Here is a 12,407-nt window from a genome sequence, read left to right as displayed (position 1 = left end):
GCTCGCTCAAAAAGCGTTTGCGACTATCACTAAATCCTGTATATTCACAACACCATCACCATTGAGATCGGGCTCCGCTTCACCAAGCGCATTCGCAACTATCACTAAGTCTTGGATATTCACTGTCCCATCGCCATTGACATCTACTATGGGAGGGGTTTCTAACCCTGATTCTGATTTCAGATAAATTTCGCCATCTAAATCTGGGAGGGTATGTGAGCGTTGGTCTTCCACACCGCTGGCAACGCCTGATACATTCTCTGGAAGTTCAATCTGCTGCTCCTTACCAGAGCGATTATACACCGCCCAGCCGTTGGTATACTCACGGATAAATACGCCTTCGATAGCAACACGTTCTCCATTTTTGTAGGGTTGCCCCTTTTCACCAATAGGGCGACCCAACGGAGCATCATAGAAAGGGTGCCAGTAAACCTCGGGACCATACTTACCGAATAGCGTGAGATAGTTAACATAGCCATCAGAAAGCGTTAGACTCATGGTTGTGAAAGTGCGCATCCACTGCTTGTTGCGAGGAGAATCTGGGGGTTCTGTATCAATAGTGAACGCGTTTAAACTGTTGATACGCGGCTCGCGAAAATTAGATTCCGACCAGACCAAGGTGTCCTCAATATCCAAAAGGTTTGCCAGCGTATAACCGAGATGAACAGGCACACCTTCAATTTCCTCCACCCTCATAGGGTGTGTTTCTATGAAAGCACCGTTGATATATTCTGCCCATCTCGGAATCTTGCTTTCACCGGTGTTTACCATTATTAACATATCGTCCCCTATGATGGCACGCGCCCCTTGTATAATACGGTCTCGGGCGATATATCCTTCTGCTTGTGTGCGACCTGTCCGGGATTCCAAGAGTCCTGCCCCTCCGCTCCAATGATCAAAAAAGATGCCATCAAACAGCCCACACGCTTTGATAGCTCGCACTTGATCGAAAACGAATTCTTGGGTCTCAGGGAGTGTGAAATCTAAAAACGCAACTTCACCATCTCCTCCTATAATACGGTTTCCATTTTTGTCTCGAAGATAGAGATCTCGCAAAACACCATCTTCAGGATACAGCTGGGCAGGCAGTCCACTGTAATATCGAATCGGCACAAGCAATATTGCGTTTGGATTAAACGCCAAGATCGCCTTTCGGCGTTGCTTGGCATCCTCAATATTGGCTGTGCCTGCTGCTATTAATCGGACCCGTTCGCCACTACCGGGTTGATTAAATGCCCATTCGAGCTGAAGCGTTTGAGGTGAACCGAAATGGAGATCGAAATAAGCCATCGGCGTAATCTCGGAGGTCTCTGGTCTTAGTATGACTGGCAGCTTATTAGGAACGTAAGCCCAGGATCCGAAGACGGATGGATATTCACGATTTTCAATGCGGTCAGCAAAAGGGATACCCGGGACGTTACACGTTTCATCGTATACGAACTCTGTCAACTTTGCTGTTGGAATCTCAGAAATATCGCTACTCCTGTTGTGCTGGATTTCGAGCCATTCGAGGTTCACCAACTCCGCAAGCGGTGAGAAATCTTCAATCTGATTGAAGGCAAGCTTGAGCACCCTTAGGTTTACCAAGTTCGCAAGCGGTGAAACATCGACAATCTGGTTGCCCCATATAGTTAGCGTCTCAAGGTTCACAAGACCTGCAAGAGGCGTTATATCTGAAATCGGACCCCTGTTGAAACCAAGGAATCTGAGGTTCGTCAAATCCGCAATCGGACGCAGGTCCCGCACACGATGATCCCAAAGAAGAAGAGAGTGAAGGTTTACAGCATACTCCAAACCGGTTAGATCACTGAGCTCTGCGGTTATGTCCACTCTATTTGATGCCAACACAAGCAATCGAGACATATCCGCTTTCGTCAAGGGTGTATCAGCATCTATTTTCAGTTCCTGACGAACTGCCATTCGGAGAATCGGATCCGGCATCCACGCCTCAGCAGCTTCGGCATAGATGGAAGCATTGTAGACAAACATACCCATAACAGATATGAATGTTAACTGAAGACATAACGATTTACACAATATCTTTTTCATTGTCATAGGATAATCTCCTGACTCAAAATGCATTTGCTACAATCACTAAATCTTGTATATTCACAACACCATCGCCATTGAGATCGGGCTCCGTTTCGCCAAGCGCATTCGCGACTATCACTAAATCTTGGATATTCACAACGCCATCGCCGTTGACATCCACGGTAGGAGCGGTTTCTAACCCTGATTCTGATTTCAGATAAATCTCACCATCTAAGTCAGGTAGCACGTGCGAGTGTTTCTCCTTCACACCACTTTCAACGCCGGACACCGCTTCAGAGAACTCAATCTGCTGTTCCGTGCCACTGCGATTATACACCGCCCAACCGTTGGTGAACTCTCGGATGAATAAACCTTCTCGGTTCTCGTAAAGTTGACCCTTCGTTTCATCGCCGCCGACTGGAAGACCCAACGGAGCGTCATAGAAGTTATCCCAAATATGGTCATGGAGATGCGAATGTTTTATGCCTCGATCGTGTGTTTTCGAGTGTTCTTTCCATATATCAGAAAGATGCTCATGTTCTGGAGATAAGATTCCGCTGACGAAATTCACATAGCCGTCTGAATGCGTTAGACCCATTGTTGTAAAAAGTCGCATCCATTGTTGGTTTCTTGGACTGTCAAGCGGCTCTGTTTTATCTGCCCAACCCTCTAAACAATTGATCTGGGGCTCCCGAAGATTCTGCTCTGCCCAGAGCAAGGTGCTTTCAATCTCTGCCAGACCTGCATGAGAATAAGGGTCTATAGTTTCCATGAAAGTTCCATTTACGTAGGGTGCCGAACGTGGGATCTTGGAGCGATTGGTGTTGACAATGATCAGAAAGTCGTCTCTGACTTCATCAACTCCCTCGCGGATCCGCCGAAGCATTGTAATCGCTGCTTCGTGGACATCATAAGTATAGTAGGGAGCCATCTCCCTGTTGCGCCAATCATCTCGCCACACATCGAAAAAAATGCCATCAAAGAGTCCGCATTTCGCAAGCGCAACCGCTCGTCTCACCATATAGTCTTGATATCCAGGGTATGTGAAGTCAATAAGAAGTGTCCCATGATCCTCCGCCTGAATTATATTCCCCAATTCGTCTCGTGCCCAATAGGGCCAATCGTCTGGATACTCACCGGGGTTTGCAGCCCAATAGTTCATCGCAACAATAAAAATCATGTTCGGGTTGCGAGAAAGTAGGTCATCCCGCTGTTTCCTGGCGGTTTCAATATGCACCAAGTGTTTTAGACCTTCAGATGTTGAAAGCCACATCGTGGAATTAAACAGCAGGCCACTCCAGGTCAGGTCATGATATGCCCAGGCTTCCCTCCATGTTAGCTCTGGTAAGTTGATGATTATCCCTCCCCCGAATGCTCCGAAAATTGAGGGATATTCGCGATTCTCAACTCGCTCAGGGATCGGGACACCCTCTAAGTCACAGGTTTCATCGTATCCGAATTGCATCAGCTTTGATAGGGGAAGCGTGGAAAGCAAATTCTTTGTATTGCCATAGATCTCAAGATTTTCAAGATTCTCTAATCCCACAAGCGGCGATAGGTCTGGAATCTGATTGCTAACAAGTGAAAGCTTTTTTAGGTTCACCAATCCCGCAAGCGGCGAAACATCTACGATTTGGTTATTCGACAATCCCAGCAATTCAAGACTTTCTAACCCCGCAAGCGGTGATAGGTCTGTAATTTCGTTGGTTCCTAAATCCAAAAAAACAAGTCCTGTTAGGCCTGACAAAGGAGATAAATCGCTGATCTTGTTCTGTGGCAGAACAAGGAACTGCAAATCAGTTGCATGCTCTAAGCCGGTAAGATCAACAATCCCCTTATTTATAGCCCGAAGACTTGTTAGGCGTAGTTGAACATACGCCTGTGTCAAGGGGGTATCTGCGGGAACACCAAGTTTTTCCCGGACAGCCTCTCGGAGTGCAGGATCCGGCATCCACTCTTCTTCATTTTCTGCGTAGGCAAAAGTGTTATAGACAAATATGCCCATAACGGATAAAAGCAAAAACTGAAGCCCTAACGATTTACACAATTTTTCTTTTATTGTCATCAGCGAATCTCCTTATTCAAAACGCATTCGCCACAATAACTAAATCCTGTATATTCACGACACCATCACCATTGACATCCACAGATGAACCGGTTTCCTATTTCAGATAAATCTCACCGTCTAAATCAGAGAGGGTGTGATTAACACCAATAGTCCCGCTTGCGACACCAGTGGCTTGCATGGGGAGTTGTATATCCCGTGCCTTTCCGCTGCGATTGTAGACCGCCCAACCATTGGTGAACTCACGTATAAATAAACCCTCAACCCTATGTCCCTGACTATTATGATAAAGTTGCGCCTTCTTGCCCACAGGGCGACCCAATGGGGCATCCCAAAATGGATACCAATAGTGTTGGTGGTTGTGAAGATGCGATTTGCCTTCTATATGCGCCCTCTCATGTCCTGGCCAGATCTCGTATTCATGTTCATGGATGATGCCCATTACCCCGATGTTGTAACAAACGTAGCCATCGGAATGTGTGAGACTCAGGGTTGTAATGAGGCGCATCCTTTGCTGGTTACGCGGGGAATCTGGTGGCTCAAGCGATATGCCACGCCCTTCAAGCGCATTTATTTGTGGTTCACGAAAATTCTGCTCCGACCATAATAACGTGCTTTCAATTTCACGGAGTCCAGCATGCGTGTAACCTGTGTCCTGTTCGTCCAGAATCGCTTCCATGAACATCCCATTAACGTAGGGTGCCGAAAGGGGTGCTGGACGCTGGTTCGTTTTGACGATAATCAGAAAATCGTCACCAACAAACTCACGGATACGGCGTACCATAGAGACTCTTGCCGCCCCCTCGGCTTCAACACTTCGATAATAAACACCTTGGTCATTATTAAGCGTAGCCTCATCTTCCTGCCACCGCCCCAAGAAGATACCGTCGTAGAGACCACATTTTGCTACAGCAACGGCTTTCTGAACGAGAATATCCTGAACGACAGGGTGTGTAAAGTCTATCAGGCAGTCTGAAGCACCAGCGTAAACGCGAACGCGATTGCCGTTCTTATCTCTTATCCAATACGGCCAATCTTCAGGATAATCCCCAAGATTAGCATCCGTGTAGTCAAGACTCACAAGTCTTACAAAGTTAGGATTTTGTGAAAGAAGATACTCTCTTTTCCAGTGCGCATCGTCTATTCTGCCAAAGAGCCGCATTCCTTCAGGTGTGGGATGCCATTGCAGGTGAAACCCCGGTCCACCCCAAAACAGATCGTGATGTGTGACGGCTTCATCATCAGATAAGTTTGGTAAGTTGAGAATATTGTTCCCCGCCCACGCTGCAAAGATTGACGGGTAATCTCTCTCTTTGATACGCGGTGCTACTGCAACCCTCGGTATATAATCGCCGACCCGAAAATTGCCTTTAATTTTTACAACCTCTAAGTGACACAACCCATTGAGGGGTGAAAAATCCCTAATATCGTTATTCTGTATTGACAACTTTTTCAGATTGACTAACCCAGTGAGTGGCGAAATATTTTCTATTTCGTTCCGCCAAATGTGTAAAGTCTCTAAACGCGTGAGTGCTGCGAGCGGGCGGAGGTCTGAAATCTGGTTGCCTCCCAGATCAAGAAAACCGAGTTCCGTTAGACCGGACAAAGGTGATATATCGTGAATCTTGTTCTCTATCAGAACAAGTGCCTGCAAATCGGTCGCATGCTCTATACCTGTAAGATCGGCAATCTCTTTGCCTCGCACATCAAGGCTTGTCAAGCGTCGTTGAAGATATGCTTCGGTCAAAGGGACATCTGACGGAATATCAAGTTTTTCGCGAATCGCCTGTCGCAGTGCGGGATCCGGCATCCAATGCGCCTCCGAAACGCTGAGTGAATCCTCCGCGGCACTGGGCGTTGAATCCCGGTCAGCAGCTTGCAAGCCAGCACCGCGAGTTTCACTGGCGACGGTCCGCCCGATCTGATTTCGTACGGCCGGTTTTATGGCGATATCAAGCACAATAGGTGCCTCAATAATTTCGACTGTCGGTTCAGATGCAGCCTCGAAACTATAGGGTCTCTGAAAACGGAGGAGGTGTTGATTGCTCACACCGAGCAATAACGCAACCAAAACCACGGCAGTACCGACAGCTGCCCATGGGAGCAACGGTTTTCCAGCTGCGGTCGGTGTCGGGTTAATGTCAGCGATTCGCCGCATAATGTTCGGTCTTACATTCGCTGATAACTGTACACCGCCGAGAAACTCTTGGACAAAGAGATCTTCTTGCTGTTTTAAACGTTTGCGCGCCCGATGCAGACGACTACTTATCGTTTTGACAGAGACCCCTAAGAACTTGCTAATCTCCTTCATCGTCATTTCACCGAGATAGTAAAGGGTTACGACCGTGCGTTCGCTCTCTGGCAGCTTTTCAAGAAGTTTTTTGACAATTTCATGGCGACGTTCAGTCGCTTCTGACTCACGGTGTTCCGCCACATAACGCGCATAGGTTACATCGTCTATTTCTTTCACAGACATCTCCTCCAGCGATCGCATCGCAGGTTTCTTCTTTCGGAGCCAATCGGTGCATAGATTATTTGTAATGACATATAGCCACCCCACAAATTGATGCGGATTTTTGAGTGTCGCGAGTTTTTTGTACGCTTGGAGAAAGGCATCTTGCGTAATATCTTCAGCATCGTGAAAATCACCAACCTTCCGCCACGCGAGGGCGTGAACGCCTTTTTCATACTTTTCAACCAAAGTATTAAACGCTGCGTCGTCACCCGATAAAACCCTACGAATCAGTTGAACATCGTCTACTCTTTCCAAGATTCCTCTCCCAACGAACAAATTGCGGTGTGTTCATATTTGCTAAAAACTGAATCAAATCTTGAAGATTGCAGCATTAAGAAATACGATACAGTTATCCCCTCTATTATTAAAGACGAATTTACGAGCAGAAAAACTGCATAAAAAGCAAAAAATGTAAATTTATGAGGAATATAGGCGGGTTTTCTACTTGCAAAAAGGAGAAAAGACGAGGCACGATGACCTCGTCTAACAAAAATGCGGGTGTTGTTTGAACTTTGTCAGTTCCGAAGAGGTGTCTCCTATGATTTCTGGTTTCTTACTCAAACGCATTCGCGACTATCACGAGATCCAAGACGTTGACTATCCCATCGCCATTCAGATCCGGTTCGGATTCACCAAAAGCGTTAGCGACTATCACGAGATCCAAGACATTCACCACGCCATCACCATTGACATCCGCCGCCACGATGAGGGTTTTCAAAAAAATCTCGCCATCTAAATCAGGAATAGTGTGTTCAATAGCGGTAATCCGGCTTTCTACGCCACTTGATTTGACGGGAAGCTTGACAATCTGCTCTTCTCCGCTCCGATTATAGACTGCCCAGCCGTTAGTGAACTCACGGATAAACAGACCTTCTCTATCCTCATAACGTTGAAATTTCTCTCCTATCGGACGACCCAAGTCGGCATACCAAAAATCGTAACAGTAATGCTCGTGATGGTGCTCATGAACAATGCTTCTTGCGTGTAGGTCATCATGGTCAGGCCCACCAACCCAATGACTATCATGTACGTGATTCTGTCTATCACGTAAATTAACGCCCATCGTGTAAGTAAAAAATCCGTCCGAATGCGTCAAATACAACGCTGTTAAGCACCGCATAGCCTGTAGGTTTTCAGGACTCATCGGGGATTGAATCCCAATTCCTTCTGCTTCAAAACACGGTATCTGTGGGAAGCGACACTCTGATTCAACCCAGCGGAAACCCTCCTCAAGCCACAGCATAGAAAGATGTTCAAAGTCATCAGGCATTGCATGACGAAACGTCTCCGTGAACACACCATTAATATAGGGGGCAGAATACTTTGCGCCTTCATGATTTGAATTGACAACGATCAGAAAATCATCGCTCACAACATCCCGAATAGATTGCAGGATATGTATACGTGCTTCAAATTCTTCCTCAAGTGTTCTGTAACCATCTAATGTCAAACCTGTTTCATCCCACCAATCAATAAAGATGCCGTCAAAGAATTCACTATCATCTACGGCTTTCGCCATCCCGACAATCACTTTTTGTGCCTCTATATGTGTGAAATCTATGAGTCGTGACTGTGGGTTTACGTGATCACCTGTAAACCCTAAAACTTCCTCACCTGTTTCGTGGATTATCATGAAAGGCCAATCATCTGGAAAAATTTCTCCAAATAATGTGTTTTTGCTACCCTCGAGTGGGGCAACGGAGAAAGGAATATCCATGAGGAATATCATATTCGGGTTATACCGACGGTGTTCTGACCACCTTTCTCTTGCAGCCTCAACATCCCCAGTGAGGACAATCTTGCCATCAATTTTTTCAAACCGTCCTTCTGGGATACGGTGCCCCCACACCAAATCGTGTCGCCTTTCAGTCCAATTTGCGTCCGGTGGTATATAGTGACACCCAGCCCACGCCGCGAAAAGTGAGGGGAAATTTCTCGCATTCAGCCGTTCTATTACCGACAGTTTCGCTTCTTCAGCAGGCGTTGAAGAAAGGGAAAAAAACCCAAGCATCATAAATAGTAAAATAGACTTTATTTTATGCATCGTTAATCCTTTTTAATTTATTATCAACACCATCACCGTTGACATCGGTTGGTGATGAAACCTACTTCAAATAAATCTCACCGTCTAAATCTGGGACGGTGTGTGATGTGCCAATGATACCACTGGCGACACCGGTCGCAAATGCTGGTAGTTGGATCTTCTGTGCTTTCCCACTGCGGTTGTAAATTACCCATCCCTTGGTGAATTCTCGGATGAATAAGCCGTCCCGGTTCAGGTACAACCGCCCCTTCTTCCCAATGGGATGTCCGAGGTCGGCATCCCAAAAGTCATACCAATAATGGACACCTCCATGCGCGTGCAGAAAAGTGTCGTGCGAATTTGTATGTTGGTTCCAATAATCCCAATCCGTATGTTTGTGAGGATAATTCCAATAAAAATCATCGTGCCGGTGCGGTTCTCCCCAGTCAACACCCATAGTATAAAGAAAATATCCATCAGAATGCGTCAGAGAAAGGGTTGTAAAACAACGCATTGCCTGCTGGTTTGTTGGGTTCAATGGCAATTCACTGGCAACACCTTTAGCTTGCAAATAATTGATTCTCGGTTCACGTAGGTTTTCTTCCGCCCAGAGCAGGTTACTTTCGAGTTCAATAAGTCCCGTCCGTTGATCATTACTAAAGTCTTGATGGTCGCTGTACAGGATAATACCGTTGACATAAGGCGTCCCAAAACTCAACTGACCTGTACCGCCAACAATTATCAGAAAATCGTCTTCGACAGCATTACGAATACGTTTAAGTATGGATTCTCGAGCCTTCTGTTCTGCCGCATAAGAACGATAACCTTCAAGTACGACCTCTTTTTCATCCCAGTAACCGAAAAGGATACCATCCCATAACCCACTTTCAGCAACAGCGATGGCTTGATCAACAATAATATCTTGGGCGATGGGGTGTGTAAAATCTATGAGTAAATCTGTATATTGCTCCGCAGGTACCCCAAGAATGATTTCGCCAGATGCGTCTGTGATCCAGGGGAAATCATCACTGCTATAAAGTTCTTTCAAAAAGGGTGACCCAGGATCAGCCCCTCGCATATTCACCTCACATAGGAGTATCGTATTCGGATTTAAATCAAGCAACGCTTCCTGTTGTCTGCGTGCTTCTATCCAATCCCCGACAAGTGAAACACCTTCATCTGTTCTTTGAAAGCGTAATCCAAACTCAGGACTCCAAAACATATCGTGAGATACCGTCATTTCTGCAGGGGACAGATGATGCTTATTGACGAACCATTCTGTCCAAGGTGCCGTAACGGAAGGCAGGCTACGCGTTTGGACTTTTTCCATGACCGACAGCTGCCTTCGTGAATTTTTTAATGTGTTGGGCGTTGACCCTGTGTGAGAAACTTGTGTACTGGCACCATTGGTTTTACGAGTAAGCGTCGCACGTCCCACCTGATTTCGCACAGCAGGTTTTGACACAATATCAAGAACGATATCGGTATCAACGATCTCAATGGTAGGTTCAGAGGCTGCCTCAAAACTATAGGGTCTCTGAAAACGGATGAGATGTTGATTGCTGACACCGAGCAATAAGGCAACCAAAACCACGGCGGTGCCGAAAGCGACCCATGGGAGCAACGGTTTTGGAGTTGGAGACGGTGTAAGTTTTATGTCGGCGACCCGCCGCATGATGTTTTGTTTGATACTTGCCGGTATCTGCACACTACCGAGAACTTCTTGAACGAGGGATTCTTCTTTCGCTTTTAACCGTTTTCGTGCCCGATACAGTCGGTTCTGAATCGCACTGACTGAGACCCCCAAGAACTTGCTAATTTCTTTGACGGTCATTTCGCCGAGGTAATGGAGCGTCATGACTGTCCGCTCACTCTCTGGTAGTTTTGCGAGAAGTTTTTTGACGATCTCACGGCGACGTTCAGAGATAGTTATTTCCGACTGCTCCGATACGTGATGGGTATAAGAGGCTTTCTCAATTTCTTCCACAGATGTGTCCTCCAGCGATTGTATCGCAAGATTTTTCTTCCGTATCCAATCAATGCAGAGCCGGTTTGCGATGACATACAACCATCCAGCAAATTTATAAGGGTCTTTAAGTGTCGGTAGTTTTTTGTACACCTGAAGGAACGTGTCCTGTGTAATCTCCTCGGCATCGTGGAAATCGCCGACCTTCCGCCACGCAAGGGCGTGGACACTTCTCTGGTGCTTGTCGACCAAAACACCAAACGCCGCTTCATCACCCGATAATATTCTCTGAATGAGTTGAACATCGCTTTCTTTTTCCATGAAGTGCCCTCCTAAAGAACAGTTGGGTCGTGACCGAATCTTGTAAAATTACGCGGTCCGATACGGTTCATACCCTCTATTATTAAAGACGAAACTTTGGGCTGAAAATTCGCATAATTTGAAAAAAATCTGGAATTTGTGGATTGACACCCACAAGGGATTTGCGTAAGTCCTATTATTAATGAAACAATTTATCAGCGAAAAAGGTGCATAATCTCGGAGAAATCGTAAGAATAATTAGTTATCATCTGAACTTGACAGATTGCAGTGTTTGTGATAGATTATCCGTTATGAAAATTGTAGTTGCGCCTGATTCATTCAAGGGAAGCGTGAGTGCACTCGAAGCTGCGTGTGCGATTGAGCAGGGGCTCCGTCGCGTGTTTCCTGATGCTATTATTGACAAAATCCCGATGGCAGACGGTGGCGAAGGGACTGTGCAGTCGCTCGTTGATGCCACCGGGGGACATCTCCGAATACAACGCGTGCTTGCACCGCTGGAAAATGAAGTTGATGCACAATTCGGCATCCTCGCAGACGGAGAAACCGCTGTCATTGAGATGGCATCCGCTTCCGGTCTCACGCTTGTCGCACCGCATGAACGGAATCCGTTCCACACCACCACCTACGGCACTGGGCAGCTGATCCACACCGCTTTGGAAGCCGGATGTAGACGCTTAATCATCGGTATCGGCGGCAGCGCGACGAACGATGGCGGAGCCGGTATGGCGGAGGCACTCGGTGTTCGGTTGTTGGATGCAAACGGCAAACAGATTTCGCGTGGTGGTGGTGGACTCGGACAATTAGCGTCAATAGATGTATCGGGTTTACATCCAGCGGTTGCTGAAACAGAGACCGTTGTCGCTTGTGATGTCAACAATCCGTTGACCGGCCCCGAAGGCGCGTCACACGTTTATGGACCACAAAAGGGTGCCACGCCTGAAATGATTGAGACGTTGGACGCGCATCTCGCACATTTTGATGAAGTCTTGGCACGGACACTCGGTAAATCCTTTAACGACATCCCGGGGGCAGGGGCCGCGGGCGGATTAGGAGCAGGACTGATGGCGTTTCTCAACGCTGAATTACAACTCGGTATTGATATTATGGTTGATGCCGTTGACCTCAAGGAACGCGTGAAAGGTGCTTCTGTCGTTTTTACGGGTGAGGGGCAACTCGATTTTCAGACGGCGTTCGGGAAAACACCTGTCGGTGTTGCAAAGGTCGCAAAGACGCATAATATCCCTGTGATTGCGATTGCAGGCGGTATCGCTGAAGGGGCCGAAGCCGTTTACGAGGCTGGCATTGATGCGATGTTGGGTATCGTACAAGAGCCGATGTCTCTTGAAGATGCTGTCGGAGACGCGTCGCGGTTGATCGCTGACACCGCGGAGCAGGCTGCACGATTGATTGCTATTGGTCATAGTGGACAGGGGAGTTAAGGAAGGTGGGAAGAAAAGAAGGCTGCCCTTCTAATCTTCCAGTCTTC

6 protein-coding genes are annotated in these 12,407 nt (G+C 46.9%); 1 reads left to right on the top strand and 5 read right to left on the bottom strand.

All coding sequences use genetic code 11. The features are described 5' to 3' along the window. Positions 1-6 precede the first annotated feature (6 nt). The 5 genes from OXH00_04460 to OXH00_04440 form a co-directional block, all read right to left on the bottom strand. On the bottom strand, positions 7-2,049 hold the full coding sequence (locus tag OXH00_04460; GenBank protein ID MCY3740250.1) for a leucine-rich repeat domain-containing protein: 2,043 nt from the start codon (positions 2,047-2,049) through the stop codon (positions 7-9). 22 nt (positions 2,050-2,071) lie between these two features. Continuing rightward, complete coding sequence (locus OXH00_04455; protein MCY3740249.1) at positions 2,072-4,096, bottom strand: leucine-rich repeat domain-containing protein; 2,025 nt, start codon at positions 4,094-4,096, stop codon at positions 2,072-2,074. A gap of 97 nt (positions 4,097-4,193) precedes the next feature. Further along, positions 4,194-6,866, bottom strand: coding sequence for a sigma-70 family RNA polymerase sigma factor (locus OXH00_04450; protein ID MCY3740248.1), 2,673 nt, complete (start codon positions 6,864-6,866; stop codon positions 4,194-4,196). A gap of 298 nt (positions 6,867-7,164) precedes the next feature. Continuing rightward, entirely contained in the window at positions 7,165-8,655 is a 1,491-nt protein-coding gene (locus tag OXH00_04445) for a dockerin type I domain-containing protein (protein ID MCY3740247.1), read from the bottom strand. A gap of 61 nt (positions 8,656-8,716) precedes the next feature. Continuing rightward, positions 8,717-10,921 carry an RNA polymerase sigma factor gene (locus tag OXH00_04440; GenBank protein MCY3740246.1) on the bottom strand — a complete coding sequence of 735 codons (2,205 nt, stop codon included), beginning with the start codon at positions 10,919-10,921 and terminating at the stop codon, positions 8,717-8,719. A gap of 290 nt (positions 10,922-11,211) precedes the next feature. Between OXH00_04440 and OXH00_04435 the strand changes: the two genes are divergently transcribed. Then, positions 11,212-12,360 (top strand): glycerate kinase, encoded by a 1,149-nt coding sequence (locus tag OXH00_04435; protein MCY3740245.1) that lies wholly within the window; start codon positions 11,212-11,214, stop codon positions 12,358-12,360. Positions 12,361-12,407 lie beyond the last annotated feature (47 nt).

It is taken from the genome of Candidatus Poribacteria bacterium, assembly GCA_026706025.1.
Lineage (GTDB): Bacteria > Poribacteria > WGA-4E > WGA-4E > WGA-3G > WGA-3G.
Note: the sequence above shows the minus strand (reverse complement) of the source record. Positions and strands in the feature narration are given on the sequence as shown.